The 15,453-nt window shown below is 58.2% G+C and carries 10 protein-coding genes and 4 pseudogenes; 9 read left to right on the top strand and 5 right to left on the bottom strand.

The window, feature by feature from the left end:
- Window positions 1-189: 189 nt before the first annotated feature.
- The 4 genes and pseudogenes from FFH21_RS31175 to FFH21_RS22630 all read right to left on the bottom strand — a co-directional run bounded on the left by FFH21_RS31175 (window position 190) and on the right by FFH21_RS22630 (window position 3,865).
- Window positions 190-978, bottom strand: a complete 789-nt coding sequence (locus FFH21_RS31175; RefSeq protein WP_370684025.1) for a methyl-accepting chemotaxis protein — start codon at window positions 976-978, stop codon at window positions 190-192.
- 69 nt (window positions 979-1,047) lie between these two features.
- Window positions 1,048-1,815, bottom strand: a pseudogene (locus FFH21_RS31170) (MCP four helix bundle domain-containing protein); the annotation flags it as partial.
- Window positions 1,816-2,082: 267 nt separating this feature from the next.
- Window positions 2,083-3,006: a proline iminopeptidase-family hydrolase gene (locus FFH21_RS22635; protein WP_011169474.1), complete on the bottom strand. Its 924-nt coding sequence runs from the start codon at window positions 3,004-3,006 to the stop codon at window positions 2,083-2,085.
- A gap of 94 nt (window positions 3,007-3,100) precedes the next feature.
- Window positions 3,101-3,865: a LuxR family transcriptional regulator gene (locus FFH21_RS22630; protein ID WP_004656728.1), complete on the bottom strand. Its 765-nt coding sequence runs from the start codon at window positions 3,863-3,865 to the stop codon at window positions 3,101-3,103.
- 339 nt (window positions 3,866-4,204) lie between these two features.
- Here FFH21_RS22630 and FFH21_RS22625 point away from each other — a divergent pair, with 339 nt between their 5' ends.
- The 9 genes and pseudogenes from FFH21_RS22625 to FFH21_RS31165 all read left to right on the top strand — a co-directional run.
- Window positions 4,205-5,152 carry an ABC transporter permease gene (locus FFH21_RS22625; RefSeq protein ID WP_011169473.1) on the top strand — a complete coding sequence of 316 codons (948 nt, stop codon included), beginning with the start codon at window positions 4,205-4,207 and terminating at the stop codon, window positions 5,150-5,152.
- Window positions 5,149-6,012: an ABC transporter permease gene (locus FFH21_RS22620; protein WP_004656720.1), complete on the top strand. Its 864-nt coding sequence runs from the start codon at window positions 5,149-5,151 to the stop codon at window positions 6,010-6,012. Before FFH21_RS22625 ends, FFH21_RS22620 begins: the two co-directional genes overlap by 4 nt.
- Window positions 6,009-7,001, top strand: coding sequence for an ABC transporter ATP-binding protein (locus FFH21_RS22615; protein ID WP_004656719.1), 993 nt, complete (start codon window positions 6,009-6,011; stop codon window positions 6,999-7,001). The genes FFH21_RS22620 and FFH21_RS22615 overlap by 4 nt, the downstream gene beginning before the upstream one ends.
- Complete coding sequence (locus tag FFH21_RS22610; protein WP_011169472.1) at window positions 6,998-7,978, top strand: ABC transporter ATP-binding protein; 981 nt, start codon at window positions 6,998-7,000, stop codon at window positions 7,976-7,978. The genes FFH21_RS22615 and FFH21_RS22610 overlap by 4 nt, the downstream gene beginning before the upstream one ends.
- Before the next feature lie 51 nt (window positions 7,979-8,029).
- Window positions 8,030-9,544 (top strand): annotated as a pseudogene (locus FFH21_RS22605) (ABC transporter substrate-binding protein).
- Window positions 9,545-9,701: 157 nt separating this feature from the next.
- The gene (gene nhaA, locus FFH21_RS22600; RefSeq protein WP_011169471.1) at window positions 9,702-10,880 is read left to right on the top strand and encodes a Na+/H+ antiporter NhaA; all 1,179 of its coding nucleotides are present in this window, start codon (window positions 9,702-9,704) and stop codon (window positions 10,878-10,880) included.
- A 156-nt stretch (window positions 10,881-11,036) separates the two neighbouring features.
- Entirely contained in the window at window positions 11,037-11,345 is a 309-nt protein-coding gene (locus FFH21_RS22595; RefSeq protein ID WP_004656707.1) for a hypothetical protein, read from the top strand.
- 96 nt (window positions 11,346-11,441) lie between these two features.
- Window positions 11,442-12,452: pseudogene (locus tag FFH21_RS30875) on the top strand (PAS domain-containing protein); the annotation flags it as partial.
- Window positions 12,453-12,740 (top strand): annotated as a pseudogene (locus FFH21_RS31165) (methyl-accepting chemotaxis protein); the annotation flags it as partial.
- Window positions 12,741-12,829: 89 nt separating this feature from the next.
- On the opposite strand, the gene katG reads toward FFH21_RS31165, so the two are convergent.
- A complete protein-coding gene (gene katG / locus FFH21_RS22585; protein ID WP_011169469.1) occupies window positions 12,830-15,100 on the bottom strand; it encodes a catalase/peroxidase HPI in 2,271 nt (756 codons plus the stop codon).
- Window positions 15,101-15,453 lie beyond the last annotated feature (353 nt).

Here is a 15,453-nt window from a genome sequence, read left to right as displayed (position 1 = left end):
GCGCATCATACCTGATAGAAGGTATTTGTATCGTTAATGAAACACATGAAATGCAACTTTAATGGCAGTCGAGTGCTGGCATTTTGTTATTGTTTTTTTGCCAGAAATGGCACTAGCGCTATGAAAAGGTGCAGCAGACGAATCCGCTGCCCTGTCGCCATGCATGATAGTTATGGATCCCGTTTCGCATCATGTCTTGAAGCGCAGTACAAGATCATTCAAGTTGACTGCCAACTGCGAAAGTTCGGTACTGGCAATCAGTGTTTGCCGGGTGCCTTCGCTGCTCTGTACGGCCAGATCACGGATGCTGATCAGACTTCTGTCAACATCACGTGCTACATGCGCCTGTTGTTCCGATGCCGCAGCGATCTGCAGGTTACGGTTATTGATTTCCAGTACCGAGTCGGTGATCTGGCGCAGCGATTGTCCGGCGTCTTCTGCCGTCTTGCGAGTACTGTGGACTTCCTGAGTGCTCTTCTGCATGGACTCGACTGTGGCCGAAGAACCGGCCTGAATCGCCGAGATCATCTGTTCGACTTCCTGAGTGGACGTTTGTGTGCGGTGCGCCAGCGCGCGTACTTCATCAGCCACCACGGCAAACCCCCGGCCTTGTTCACCGGCACGCGCGGCTTCGATGGCTGCGTTCAATGCCAGCAGGTTGGTCTGCTCGGCAATTCCGCGAATCACGCCCAACACTTTGCTGATGTCCTGTGCCTGGCCGGCCAGGGCAGTGACTTGTGCAGAAGAGCCCTCGACCAGGCCGGTCAGGTTGTGCATGGCGGTCAGGGTTTCGGTCACGCGCTGGTTGCCCAGATCGGCAGAGAGGCTGGATTGTTGGGCGGCCTGGGAGGTAGACGTAGCATTACGAGCGACTTCTTCTACGGCAGCACTCATTTCGTTTACAGCAGTGGCGGCCTGTTCGATTTCGCTGTTCTGTTGTTGCAGTGTACGGTCGGCGCTTTCGGTGATTGACGTCATCTCGACGGCAGCGGTACTTAATTGGGCGGATGCGCCGGAAATCTCATGAATGGTGGTACGCAGGTTCCCCGACATGGTGTTGAGGGCCGTCATCAAGCGTGATGCTTCGTCGCTGCCGGTAATGCCCAGTTGCCGGGTCAGGTCGCCTGCGGCGATGTCTTCTGCCAGTTTGAGGGAAGCGTTGAGCGGATCGACAATACTGCGTGTCAGGGTAATCGCCAGAACCACAGTCAGAAGGGACGCTGCAATAACAACGGTCAGCAATACATTGACGCTGTGGTTGTACACGTCGGTGGCATCTTTTCCAGAGCTCACGGCTTCTTCAGCGTTGTGCCCACGCAGGGTGGTGAGTTTTTCCTGATAGGCATTGGCGCGCTGAACCTGTTCTGCATTAGCAAAGGAAACAGCTTTCTCATGATCGGAACTGTCCAGGGCGATGATCTGTTTCACGCCGTCTATGTAGGCCCCCATCTTGCTGTTGGCGTCTTCGAATTGCGCACGGTCGGCTTCGCCCGAAATCAGATTTTTCCGATAAAACTCGCTGTTCGACCTGAGCGCCTCTATCGCTTCCCGGGCTTTGGCTTCTGCTGTGCTGTGCACGGCAGGATCGGTACTGGCGAGCATCCTGATGCTTTCCAGACGAGCGTGAAGCAGGGCGATCTGAATGTCGTCGACGACCTGAATGCTGGGCAACGAGTTTTCTTCGATGTTCTGCTCGGCCGTGCGCAGATGGTCTATCTGCACGTAGGAGAATCCTCCGAGGCCAATCAGCAGCAAGGTAATAACGCCAAAAAACAGGGATGCCCTGCGTGAAATATTCAGCGATCTGATGTTCATGGTTGCCTCCAGCGGCAAAACAGGCGGAAGGGCAATACGTTCCTTTCCGATATCTGTTTTTCTGCTGACGCCTGAGGAGCTTTAATTAATCGCGATGAAAGTTATTTCATGATGGGTATAATGCCATGTGGGTTCTGTTAAGCATCAGGCGCTAAAAGTCCCCGTCACAGAGTGAATAATGTTAACGGTTTACACAGTTCACTATTTCTAAAGTATTAACTCTAGTTGTAGGGGGTTCGAGGTCTTTGTTCAGTCGGGATTGCAGGACTAAGCCGCTGACACGGTAGCGGCCACAGATAACTTATCCAGAAAACCTGCTACGCAGCCCATGCACGCCATTCTTTCTTCCACATGGGGCATGTGGCTTGACTCTCTGAACACCGACCAGCGAACGTCAGGGATGTTCTCCACGTAGGGTTTCACCACGAGTGGAGTGGCTTCGTCGTAAAACCCCGAAATCACCAATGTCGGGACCTTGATGTTTTCCAGCCTGTCGACAATGGTCCAGTTCTTCAGGGTGCCGATAACGTGAAACTCGGTAGGGCCATTCATGGCGTGATACACGGTCGGGTCCGCGTCGATCTGGTCAAAGGTGCGTTTCACCTCGTCCGGCCAGGGTGTGATGCGGCATACATGACGGTCATAAAATGCCCGCGATGCTTCAAGGTACTCATGGTCGGTCAACGTTCCTGCCTGTTCGTGCTTGAGCAACGCAGCTTGCACAGCTTCAGGCAAGTCCTCGCGCAGTCGGTTGGCCTCGCTTACCCAGGTCTGCATGTCTGCCGGGGAGTTGGCGACAATCAGCGCTTTCAGCCCTTTGGGCTGGAGCACCGAATGCTCCGAAGCCAGCATGCCGCCCCACGACTGGCCCAATAACGCGTAATTGCCTTCGATGCCCAAGTGGGCAAGCAGGTTGTTCAGCTCTCTCAGGAACAGATCGACTGTCCAGAATTCGCGACTCTCATGGGGCAGGCGAGTCGACTTTCCGTTACCCAACTGGTCGTAATGGATCACCGCCTGACTGGTACTGGCGAGGTCCTTGAACGAGTCCACGTAATCATGGGTACAGCCGGGGCCGCCGTGCAGAATGACCAACGGTGTACGCGGGCCTTGCAAGTTGCCGGTGACGCGATACCACGTCTGATAGTCGCCGAACGGCGCAAAACCTTCCTTGATCGTCATGTCTGCCATGTCGCCGGTCCCTGCTGGATAGTTCGGGGCACCATAGCGCTGCGCGTGGCATCTTAAAACTATAGAAAATGATAGGTTTTGGCTGATGAACCGGTCATTGGTCGAGTAAACGGTAGTGAACGGCACGCACGACTGCCTGCACACGGTTTTTGGCACCCAGTTTCTGCATGGCCGAATTCAGATGCAGCGTCACCGTGGCGACCGAACGGTTGAGCTGATCGGCGATTTCCCTGGCCGTCAGCCCTTCGGCAGACCAGCTCAGGCATTCACGCTCGCGGCGGGTGAGCTTGATCGCATTACAGGAGCGCATCTTCTGGTCAAACAGCGGGTAGGCGACTTCCTGAAAGGCATGAGCCAGCAGACCGAACTCGGCCAGGCTCTGCCGGGCATCTTCCAGTGCAGCGTCGCTGCTGTCAGAACACAGGCCAGTCAGGGTGGCGAAACCGCCCTTGGGCATGTGGATAGGCACTGTCACGCCACACGTCATGTGTGAGTCATGCAGGTAGCGCACCACCGGCTTGTGCATGTCGGTGATAAAGGTTTGCAGCACCGTTTCAGCCTTGGGCTGGTATGACCATACAAAAGGCGAAACGCTGGCCACTGCCAGGTGTTGCACCGGGTCGATCTGGTAGTACCCCTGGCTGCACCAGAGTGCGTGCCAATCGGCCGGGGTGTTGCGCAATGAAAGCAACGAAGGTGTGATCAGTGCTCCATCATGGGACACAGGCACCGGGCTGTAATCGTAAATCACTGCATCGAATCCAAGCTCCGATGCCAGTAACAGTGCGCAATCCATTTGCTGATCCACTGTAGATGCAGATTGCAGACGCGAATTGAAATCCGACAACCTGATATGCATGGCTTGACCTCCTTTGTCATAGAGCCGGTGTAGGGGACTTAATATAGCAATTAGCAAGGACAGTGCCACGCCTGCGTCCAACCGGCTGTCAGTCGTGTAAAACCTATAAGAATTGCTAGCTGTTTGCCATGGCGCTGCGCGATAGGGTTGAGGCCATGAGCGACGTCCGCAAAGGTGAGGTGCGATGGGGTATGCGAGCAAGGCGGATGAGCGCAAAACAATCAAAGTCGACGGATGGTCAATGTTCGACTACAACTTCGCTCTGCCCTTTTGCGTGAAAGGGGTGGCGGCGTACTTTCCGGTCCTGCTGAATTCTCTGTCACAGCATCGGGGCGTCTGATGAATCTGGGTCGTTATCGTTTTATTCTCCAGCGTCCGTTGCAGTTGCTGCCGGTGCTGTTCGGCATCAGTCTGGTGACCTTCATTCTGGTGCGCTCGATCCCCGGTGACCCGGCGCGCATTCTGCTGGGCGCACGTTCCACACCGCAGGCACTGGCCAACATCCGCGCCCAGTACGGGCTGGATGAACCCTTGTGGACGCAGTATGTGTACTTCATGAAAAACCTCTTGCAGGGCGATATGGGTAAATCGCTGCTGTACAAGATCGATGTGCTCAAACTGATCGTTACCCGGCTGGAGCCTACCGTATTTCTGGTGTGTGGCAGCGTCCTGCTGGCTCTGCTGATCGCCGTGCCTTTGGCCACGGTCGCTGCACGCAACAATGGCAGTTGGGGCGATAACCTGATTCGTGTCTTCACCACCACGGGGTTGGGCATGCCGGCATTCTGGCTGGGCATCATGCTGATTCTGCTGTTCAGTGTGCAGCTTGGCTGGTTTCCGGTGTCAGGTTACGGCAGTGACTGGCTGGACAAGGTCCACCATATGGTGCTGCCATGCCTGACCATCGCCCTGGCTCTGTCCGCGGTGCTGATTCGCAACCTGCGCGCCAGCATGCTCATGGAGCTGCAAGCTGATCATGTCACTGCGGCGCGGGCACGTGGCGTCAGTGAAGGCGCAGTGTTTCGTCGTCACGTATTGCCCAACTCGCTGGTGCCGTCAATCAACCTGCTGGCAGTGAACATCGGCTGGCTGATCAGCGGCACTGTCGTTATCGAAAGCCTGTTTGCCATCCCCGGCATCGGCCAGCTGCTGGTGCGCGGCATCTTCAGTCGCGATTACATGGTGGTGCAGGGGGTAGCCATGGTGCTCGCCTGTGCCACGGTAATCGTCAACTTTCTCGCTGATGTGGCCACTGTCGCGATAGACCCGCGGGTGAACATCAAATGACCATCGCCCACGCCCATCTGCGCCCACACTGGCGTTCGCGGCTTCGCCTGCGCTTGCGCAACGGCCGACTGGCGATGCTGCTGGGCGGCTCGTTGCTTGGGCTATGGCTGCTGCTGGCACTCTTCGCACCGTGGCTGGCACCTTATGACCCGATTTACCAGAACACCGAACTGCGCATGCTTGCACCGCACCTCGCACATCCGTTCGGCACCGACAATTTTGGTCGCGACATTCTGTCCAGAGTCATCTGGGCGGCACGCATCGACCTGCAGATCTGTGTGCTCGGGGTGGTTTTCCCGTTCATCATCGGCACGTTTGTCGGCGCATTGTCGGGCTATATAGGCGGTCGCTTCGACAACCTGTGCATGCGCGTGATCGACATCGTTCTGGCCTTTCCGTTTCTGGTGCTGATGCTGGCGATCATTGCGATTCTCGGCCCTGGCCTGAGCAGTTTCTACATCGCCATGGCCCTGGTGGGCTGGGTGTCTTACGCGCGGCTGATCCGTTCACAGATTCTGGTCCTCAAGGAAAGCGATTTCGCCCTGGCGGCCAAGAGCCTGGGGTTTGGTCACCTGCGTATTCTGTTTCGCCATCTGCTGCCCAATGCGATGTTCGGCTCGATTGTGTTTTCCATGTCCGATGCGGTGCTGGTGTTGCTCAGTGGCGCTTCGGTCAGCTACCTGGGCCTGGGCGTGCAACCGCCGTTGGCCGAGTGGGGCACGATGGTCGCCGAGGGGCAGGCGTTTCTGACGTCTGCGTGGTGGATCTGCACCTTTCCGGGGCTGGCCATCGTGACGCTGGCCATGGGTTTCAGCCTGCTGGCGGACGGCGTTGCCGAAACCCTCGGAGAGCGGCAATGAGTACGCCAGTGCTGAAAGTCAGCGAGATGAGCGTGATTGCGAACAGTCGGGGGCGCGAGGTAACGCTGGTCGACCGGTTGTCGTTCGATCTGCAGCAGGGCGAGATTCTCGGGCTGGTCGGCGAAAGTGGCTCTGGCAAGACCATGGCTTGCCGGGCATTGATGCAACTGATGCCATCGCCGGACCTGCACGTGCGCGGTGGTTCGGTGCTGCTCAATGATGTCGACCTGCTGAAACTCGATGCAGCCGGCATGCGTGCCATGCGCGGGCGGCGGATCGGCATGATCTTCCAGAACCCCAGCAGTCATCTGGACCCGCTGATGCGTATCGGCGAGCAGATTGCCGAAGGCTTTCGTCTGCACCAAGGCGCTTCGAAACGTGAGGCTCGGGCGCAGGCGATTGATCTGCTGCGTCAGGTCGGCATTCCCGACCCGGCTTCGCGTGTGGATAACTTTCCCCATGAGTTTTCCGGCGGCATGCGCCAGCGCGCCATGATTGCCGTGGCGCTGGGCTGCGGGCCGCAGGTGCTGATCGCCGACGAACCGACCACCGCGCTGGACGTGACGGTGCAGGCGCAAATCCTGCGGCTGTTACTGGACCTGCGTGACCGTCACGGGCTGTCGTTGATCATGATTACCCACGACCTGGGCGTTGTAGCGCAAACCTGCGACTCCATCGCGGTGATGTACGCCGGTCGCTTGTGTGAACACGGCAGCAAGCGCGACGTGCTGGCCCGCGCCCGTCATCCTTACACCCGCGGCCTGATCGACTGCCAGCCCGCCAGCAGCGCGGGCAGCGGCCTGCTGCGCACCATTCCCGGACAGCCGCCATTGCTCGATGCGCTGCCCGTGGGCTGCCGTTTTCATGCGCGCTGCGGTCATGCGGGCGCAGGCTGCGTCGAGACACTACCCCTGATGCGGTCGATGGGGGTTGCCCATGAAGCGGCCTGTCACTATCCGTTGGCAGATTCCCGAGGGGCCGTATCATGAGCGGCTACAGGCTGTTGAACGTCAACGATCTGGTGGTGCGCTTCCCGGCCCCCGGATCAGGCTTCATGGGCCTCAACAAGCGTTGGGTGCATGCCGTCAACGGTGTGTCGCTGAGCATTTGTGCGGGTGAAACGCTGGGACTGGTGGGTGAGTCTGGCAGCGGCAAGAGCACGCTGGGGCGCGCCATTCTGCGTCTGAACGACATTACTTCCGGGCAGATCGTCTTCGATGACGTCGACATGGCCCAGGGTAGCGGTATCAGTCTGCAGCGTTTGCGCAGTGAAACAGCAATGATCTTTCAGGACCCGTCTTCCTCGCTCGACCCGCGCATGACCGTCGGTGCCACGCTGGCTGAGGTGCTGAAAGTGCAACGCAAGGTCAGCGCATCCGAGATTCCGGCGCGGGTCATCGAGTTGCTCGACATGGTCGGTCTGCGACCCGAATTTGCCGAACGCAAACCGGGTGCCTTGAGCGGCGGGCAATGTCAGCGTGTCGGCATTGCCCGCGCACTGGCCATCGAGCCGCGGCTGATCATCGCCGACGAGTGCGTGGCGGCGCTGGACGTGTCGATTCAGGGGCAGATCATCAACCTGCTGCTGGAACTACGCCAGCGCATGAACCTGGCAATTCTGTTCATTGCCCACGATCTTGCCATCGTGCGCCGCCTGTGTGACCGGGTGGCGGTGATGTACCTGGGCAAAATCGTCGAGGAGGGCCCGGTCGAAGAGGTCTTTCTCAAGCCGCGTCATCCCTATACCGCGGCGCTGATCCAGGCTATTCCGGAGATTGATCCGGATCGTCCGCTGCCCGGTGAACCCTTGCAGGGCGAGCCACCCAGCCCCCTGAATTTACCCGCTGGCTGCGCCTTTCATCCGCGTTGCCGGTTCGCCAGACCGACCTGTTCCAGCGTCGCGCCACCCACCCGGCATGTCGGCGAGCAGCGCTACGACTGTGTACTTGATGAACCCGTTTTTTGATCCAGACCTACAACAAACATCTGTCCCGACACCGGCAAGGAGTTCATTTGTATGAAAGCTCGACCAATGAAAATGCTGACCGTCGCCATGCTGGCGGCCTGTTCCCTGGCAGCGGGAGTGGCGGAAGCCGCGGGCGTGCTGACCATCGGCCGTCGTGAGGACGGCACTACCTTCGACCCGATCTAAAGCGCGCAAAACATCGACAACTGGGTATTTTCCAACGTCTACGATGTGCTGATCCGGGTTGATGACAAGGGCACAAAGCTGGTGCCAGGACTGGCCGAAAGCTGGTCGATTTCGCCCGACGGGCTGACCTATACACTCAAGATACGCCCGGCCAAATTCTCTGATGGCTCGGAGCTGACCGCCAGCGACGCTGTATTCAGCCTGCTGCGAATTCGCGACGACAAGGGCTCGCTGTGGAGCGATTCCTACAAGATTATCGACAAAGCCGTCGCAACAGATCCGCGTATGCTGGTCATCACCCTGAAGAATCCATCGGCCTCGTTCCTCTCGCAACTGGCGCTGCCCAACGTGTCGATTCTCTCCGAGAAGGCCATGAAGACCCTGGGCGAAGAGGCTTACGCCGAAAAGCCTGTCGGTTCGGGAGCCTTCACAGTGAAAGAATGGCGGCGCGGTGATCGGGTGATCCTGGCGAAAAACCCCGACTTCTGGGAAGCGCCGAGCGTCAGCCTGGATGGTGTCGAGTGGATCTCGGTGCCGGATGACAACACCCGTATGCTGATGGTCCAGAAGGGCGAACTGGATGCAGCGATCTATGTGCCGTTCTCCCGTGTCGAAAACCTGAAAAAGAACCCTGATCTGGTGGTCCACCTTGACCCGTCCACCCGTGAAGATCATTTGTTGCTCAACCATGAGCACGGCGCATTGGCCAAGCCTGAGGTACGGCAGGCACTGGACATGGCTATCGACAAGAAATCGCTGGTCGAAGCTGCCACCTTCGGGCTGGGCACAGTAGCCAATTCCTACATTCCCAAGGGCGCGCTGTATCACTACGCCGATAACCTGCAACGCCCGTATGACCCGGTCAAGGCCAAACAGATGCTGGCGGATGCCGGTGCGTCGGACCTGAAGCTCAACTATGTGGTCAATGCTGGCAACGAAGTCGACGAGCAAATTGCGGTCATGCTGCAACAGCAGCTGGCCAAGGTTGGCGTAACCACCACGCTACAGAAAGTCGACCCGAGCCAGAGCTGGGACATGCTGATTGCCGGTGACTACGACATCTCCGTGATGTACTGGACCAACGACATCCTCGACCCGGATCAGAAAACCACCTTCGTGCTTGGCCATGACACCAACAACAACTACATGACCCGTTACAAGAACGAGAAGGTCAAGGAGCTGGTTGCTGCTGCACGGGTTGAAATGGACCCCAAAAAGCGTGAGCAGATGTACATCGACCTGCAGAAAATGGCCAAAGCCGACGTCAACTGGATCGACCTGTACTACAGCCCTTACATCAGTGTTTCACGCAAGAACATCGAGCACTTCGGCCAGAACCCGTTGGGCCGGTTCACGCTTGAAGAAACCGTCAAGAAGTGAAGCGGGCAGGGCTGTTGTCTGGCAGACAGGAGCCCTGATTCCTCAAGCTATGATGGGCATGCGCGTTAATTTGTATCCTCAGGTTTACCTGCGCTGTGGCAGGCTCTGCGAGTGGTAAGGTTGCGGCCTTTTTGCGCTGTACCCTGCGGAGCCCTGCATGCACAACCCCACCCCCCGTACCGAATCCCCGAGCGCGCTGGCGTTCATCAAGCGCTTTTTCGCCGCTGAGGCCGCTGGCGGTCTGATCCTGATGGCGGCTGCGCTTGCAGCCCTGATCGTCGCCAACTCGCCGCTGGCCGACAGCTACTTTGCAGCGCTGCATACCGTGCTCGCCGGGATGTCGGTAGAGCACTGGATCAACGATGGCCTGATGGCAATCTTCTTCATGCTGGTGGGCCTGGAGATCAAGCGCGAAATGCTGGCCGGCCAGCTGGCGTCCTGGAGCCAGCGCGCCTTGCCGGGCTTCGCGGCGCTGGGCGGCATGGTGGTTCCGGCGTTGATCTACGTGGCATTCAATTGGGGCCAGCCAGACACCATTGGCGGCTGGGCCATTCCGGCAGCGACCGACATCGCATTCGCCCTGGGCGTGCTGTCATTGCTGGGCAAGCGTGTGCCGTTGTCGCTGAAGATATTCCTGTCGGCACTGGCAATTCTCGATGACCTCGGCGCTGTGCTGATCATCGCGCTGTTCTACACCAGCGATCTGTCCATTCCCATGCTGCTGGCTGCACTTGGCTCCATCGCCGTGCTCGTCGCGCTGAACCGCTTGAGCGTTAAAAAGCTGCTGCCTTACCTGATTGTCGGCGCGCTGTTGTGGTTCTTCATGCTCCAGTCCGGTATTCACGCCACCTTGGCGGGCGTAGCGCTGGCACTGTGCATTCCGCTCGGCAAGCCCGATGAAGAAGCCAGCTCGCCGCTGCTGCATCTGGAAGAAAAACTGCACCCGTGGGTCGCCTTTGCCGTCGTACCGGTCTTTGGATTCGCCAATGCCGGCGTTTCACTGTCAGGCATCACAGTCGACAAACTGCTGGACCCGGTGCCGTTGGGCGTCGCGCTGGGGCTGCTGATCGGCAAACAGGTCGGCATCTTCGCCCTCGCTGCACTGGCCATCCGCGCCGGCCTGGCCCGCTTGCCGGACGGCAGCAACTGGGGCCAGCTTTACGGTGTTGCGGCGCTGTGCGGTATTGGCTTCACCATGAGCCTGTTCATCGGCGCACTGGCCTTCCCGGGCGCACCGGAGCTGGTGGATGAGGTCAAGGTGGGCGTACTGATCGGGTCGGTGTTATCGGCGTTGCTTGGGGTTGTGGTGTTGCGCAGGTTTGGAGCGAGGGGGTGAGCGTAGGGGACGATAATCTCAACTATCGTGCGACGCTCCGCGTCGGCATGCCGGTCTGGACGCTCTGCGTCCTCTTCGCGACGTAAACCGTCGCGAACTGCATTCCCGAAGTAATGGACGTCACAGTCAATCATATAGCCAGGAGTAGATTGAGAAATGTTGAAGCTGATCAGTCAGCGCAATTGCGCGCCTTCGCTTGAGGACCCGAAACACGATGTGTACCTATTCAGTGTCGACACATCCGGAGCCGATAAACCGTTCTGTTTTGAACAGTCAATTACCGGCGGGCATGCTGAGCGGGGTGGCTGCATATTTCTGAGTCTGGCCGGGCTTGAGAACTGGCCCGGTGATTGGCGAGTTCATCTGGAGAAGTCCGGTTGCGGCTGGGTAGCGGAGTTGATGGCGGGGGCGCAAACCGATCAGCAAGCCGTGAAGTTGATTCTGGAACAAGTGACCATTACCTGATCGCAATCTGACGATTCAGAAACCGCACGGCATGTCGATAAAGAAGTGACATGCCAGGGACTCGGCAAATCTGACTTTATTTTGAGAGCCCTGTGTATGTTTCACTTATTCCGACCACGTCGTGACAGAAAAGCCCTTCAACAACTTATTGCCTCTTTCAAGGGGACTGGCGAGCCGGTGGTAAGAGGCTGCGCTGAAGAGAGCAGCGTACTTGAGTGCTGGAGTTCGCTGAGTACCCAGCGTCGTCTTGACGAGCAACGTATCGCCGATCTTGAGCAGGAACTGGAAACCGCCCGCCACCTTCTGGGTGAAGCCTCTGCTTCGGCCGCCGCTTATGAGACCCGCTTTGATCTGGTCAACCGTGCGTCGAGCGAGGGCCTCTGGGATATGGAGGTCGTAGCAGGCGATCCGGTCAACCCGAACAATCGATTCTGGTGGTCGCAGCAACTTCGCACGCTTCTCGGTTTTAACGACGAGCGAGATTTCCCTAACGTACTGGCGAGCTGGGCAGACCGGCTTCATCCGCAGGATAAACAAGCCACGCTCGACGCATTTGCCAAGCATCTGAATGATCGCTCGGGTAACACGCCGTACCGGGTCAAGAATCGTCTGGCGATGAAGAACGGCACTTATCGCTGGTTCTATGCCCAAGGCGAAACGTTAAGAGACGCACGCGGAACGCCGTTGCGTGTCGCCGGCTCGCTTCGTGATATTCACGATGAGCTTGAACGTGATCTGGAACACGATGTGATCATTACCCGATTCGAACTGGCCCGGGAGATGCTCTCCGACGGGCTCTGGGACATGGAGGTCATTGCTGGCGACCCGGTCAATGCGAGAAACCCGTTCTGGTGGTCTCCACAGTTCAGGCGGCTTTTGGGTTTTGAAACAGTCGAAGAGTTTCCTGACGTACTGGATAGCTGGGCATCACGGCTGCACCCCGACGACAAGGAGCGCAGTCTGACGGCATTCGGTGCGCACTTGAATGACCGGACTGGCAAGACGCCGTTCGATATCGAGTACCGCCTGAAGATGAAAACCGGCGAGTACCGCTGGTTCCGTGCACGCGGCCAGACTCGTCGCAATCCCGAAGGTATTCCGCTGAGGGTGGTCGGTGCGTTGGTGGATGTGCATTTGAAGCATGAGCAGGATGCTCTTCGCGACACCGAAGCACAGCATCAGAAAAACCTGGAAGAGAACATCACTCAACTGACCCAGATAGTCGGCACTATCCAGAGCATTGCCAGCCAAACCAACCTTCTGGCGCTCAATGCCGCGATTGAGGCTGCACGCGCCGGGGAAGCTGGGCGGGGCTTTGCGGTGGTAGCTGACGAAGTGCGCAAGCTGGCGACTCGAACGACTGAAGCGACGGAGCAGGCGGCAAGCATGATGAGTCGCTGATAAAACCAGCCTTCACTTTTTGATAGCCGTAAAAAAACGCCTCCGCAAGGGAGGCGTTTTTTCAACTCAGCACATCAAACACATCAAGCCAGGTCGAAGCGGTCCAGGTTCATCACCTTGGTCCATGCGGCCACGAAGTCTTTGACGAACTTCTCGTTAGCGTCCGAACTGCCGTACACCTCGGAAATCGCACGCAGTTGAGCATGTGAGCCAAATACCAGATCGACACGGGTGCCGGTCCATTTGACTGCGCCGGTTTTGCGGTCACGTGCTTCAAAGGTGTCGTTGGCACCTGAAGTCGCTCTCCACTCAACGCCCATGTCCAGCAGGTTCTTGAAGAAGTCGTTGCTCAGGGTCTCCGGCTTGTCGGTGAAGACGCCGTGCTTGCTCTGCCCGACGTTAATATTCAAGACCCGCAGGCCGCCCAACAGCACGGCCATTTCCGGTGCAGTCAGGGTCAGCAGTTGCGCCTTGTCGACCAGCAGCGATTCCGCCGAGACCTTGTAGTGCCCCTTCTGATAGTTGCGGAAGCCATCGGCGATCGGCTCAAGGAAGCTGAACGACTCGACATCCGTCTGCTCCTGCGATGCATCGGCACGGCCTGGTGTGAACGGCACCGTGACGTGATGACCAGCGTTCTTCGCAGCCTGCTCGACGCCTGCACTACCGGCCAGGACGATCAGGTCAGCAATGGAAACCTGCTTGCCACTCGACTGAGCGGCGTTGAACTCGCTCTGAATCCCCTCAAGCGTCTTCAGTACGCCCGCCAGTTGTGCAGGCTGGTTAACCGCCCAGTCCTTTTGTGGAGCAAGACGCAGACGGCCGCCATTGGCACCGCCGCGCTTGTCAGAGCCACGGAAAGTAGAAGCGGCTGCCCATGCGGTTGAAACCAGCTGCGGGACAGAAAGCCCCGAAGCCAGAATCTTGCCTTTGAGCGCGGCAACATCCTGATCATCCACCAACGCATGATCAACATTCGGAATAGGGTCTTGCCACAGCAGCTCTTCGGCCGGTGTTTCCGGGCCGAGGTAGCGCGCGAGCGGGCCCATGTCACGGTGAGTCAGCTTGAACCAGGCGCGGGCGAACGCGTCGGCCAGTTGCTCAGGGTTGTTCAGGAAGCGACGGGAGATCTGCTCGTAAGCTGGATCGAAGCGCAGCGCCAGGTCAGAGGTCAGCATACTTGGCGCATGACGTTTGGATGGATCGTGGGCATCCGGAATCTTGCCCGCGCCTGCGCCGTTCTTCGGCGTCCACTGATGCGCGCCTGCCGGGCTCTTGGTCAGCTCCCACTCGAAGCCAAAGAGGTTTTCCAGGTACTCGTTGCTCCATTTGGTCGGAGTCGAAGTCCAGGTCACTTCCAGGCCGCTGGTGATGGTGTCGCCACCCTTGCCGCTGCCGAATTTGTTTCTCCAGCCAAGCCCCTGCTCTTCAAGACCGGCTGCTTCCGGCTCTGGACCGACGTTGTCGGCAGGGCCTGCGCCATGAGTCTTGCCGAAGGCGTGACCACCGGCGATCAGCGCTACGGTTTCTTCATCGTTCATCGCCATGCGACCGAAGGTTTCACGGATATCCTTCGCCGAAGCCACCGGATCCGGCACACCCTCAGGCCCTTCCGGGTTCACGTAGATCAAGCCCATCTGCACAGCGGCAAGCGGGTTTTCCAGATTGCGCTCACCGCTCGCGGTGCGGCTTTCTTCGTTAGCGTGATTCTCCGGCTCGGCGACCAGCGTGCCGTCGCCCGGCTGCTGCATTTTCTTCTGTGCGCCGTAGCGCTCTTCGCCACCCAGCCAGGTAGTCTCGGAGCCCCAGTACACATCTTCTTCCGGTTCCCAGACATCCGGGCGACCACCGGAAAAACCGAACGTCTTGAAGCCCATCGACTCCAGCGCGACGTTGCCGGTAAGCACAATCAGGTCGGCCCAGGAGATCTTGCGGCCATACTTCTGCTTGACTGGCCAGATCAGGCGACGTGCCTTGTCCAGGCTGACGTTGTCAGGCCAGCTGTTGAGCGGCGCAAAACGTTGCTGACCAGCACCTGCACCGCCATGGCCATCGCCTGTACGGTAAGTACCGGCGCTGTGCCAGGCCATGCGAACGAACAGCGGACCATAATGGCCAAAGTCGGCCGGCCACCAGTCCTGCGACCGGGTCATGACGTCGCGCAGGTCTTGTTTGACCGCTTCGAAGTCAAGGCTCTTGAACTCCTTGGCATAATCAAAGCTCTCGCCCATCGGGTCGGAGAGTGAGGAATGCTGATGCAGAATCTTCAGATTCAGCTGCTTGGGCCACCAGTCACGGTTGGTGGTGCCGCCGCCAGCAGCGTGGTTGAAGGGGCATTTCGATTCAGTTGACATGCTTGATACACCTTTTTGTCATTTGCATCCGGCCATCCAGCCCACTCGCGGGGCTTCAGACAGTGATGACGGAACTCCATAGCACTGGGTTCGTACCGGCCGCTCGATCAACGATCAGGCCAGTAGCGATCATTGGATTGCTGCGATACGAGCCCACAACGTGCACAGAAAACTTGAGCTCATTCTTATCTCCTTATCAGGGTAAAACCGCACGGCCTTCGCCGATGCTCTTGCAGATTAGCCTTCTTTGTGGATATTTCTAATAGAAAGAACGTTATGGGTTGATAGGCAAACTCTGGCAGCGCTGTCATCTGATCAGCGAAATGCTCTGTTAATCTGCTCCGCCATTGGAA

Source organism: Pseudomonas sp. KBS0707 (assembly GCF_005937945.2).
Taxonomy (GTDB): domain Bacteria; phylum Pseudomonadota; class Gammaproteobacteria; order Pseudomonadales; family Pseudomonadaceae; genus Aquipseudomonas; species Aquipseudomonas amygdali.
The sequence above is the reverse complement of the archived record's forward strand: the minus strand, read 5'-3'. Positions and strand labels throughout refer to the sequence as shown.

What these genes read in the sequence shown, in the direction of transcription:
- FFH21_RS22625 (WP_011169473.1), top strand. Translation starts at nt 4,205, where the DNA reads ATGAATCTGGGTCGTTATCGTTTTATTCTCCAGCGTCCGTTGCAGTTG.
- FFH21_RS22615 (WP_004656719.1), top strand. Translation starts at nt 6,009, where the DNA reads ATGAGTACGCCAGTGCTGAAAGTCAGCGAGATGAGCGTGATTGCGAAC.
- FFH21_RS22620 (WP_004656720.1), top strand. Translation starts at nt 5,149, where the DNA reads ATGACCATCGCCCACGCCCATCTGCGCCCACACTGGCGTTCGCGGCTT.
- FFH21_RS22630 (WP_004656728.1), bottom strand. Translation starts at nt 3,865, where the DNA reads ATGCATATCAGGTTGTCGGATTTCAATTCGCGTCTGCAATCTGCATCT.
- FFH21_RS22610 (WP_011169472.1), top strand. Translation starts at nt 6,998, where the DNA reads ATGAGCGGCTACAGGCTGTTGAACGTCAACGATCTGGTGGTGCGCTTC.
- FFH21_RS22595 (WP_004656707.1), top strand. Translation starts at nt 11,037, where the DNA reads ATGTTGAAGCTGATCAGTCAGCGCAATTGCGCGCCTTCGCTTGAGGAC.
- nhaA (WP_011169471.1), top strand. Translation starts at nt 9,702, where the DNA reads ATGCACAACCCCACCCCCCGTACCGAATCCCCGAGCGCGCTGGCGTTC.
- katG (WP_011169469.1), bottom strand. Translation starts at nt 15,100, where the DNA reads ATGTCAACTGAATCGAAATGCCCCTTCAACCACGCTGCTGGCGGCGGC.
- FFH21_RS22635 (WP_011169474.1), bottom strand. Translation starts at nt 3,006, where the DNA reads ATGGCAGACATGACGATCAAGGAAGGTTTTGCGCCGTTCGGCGACTAT.
- FFH21_RS31175 (WP_370684025.1), bottom strand. Translation starts at nt 978, where the DNA reads ATGACGTCAATCACCGAAAGCGCCGACCGTACACTGCAACAACAGAAC.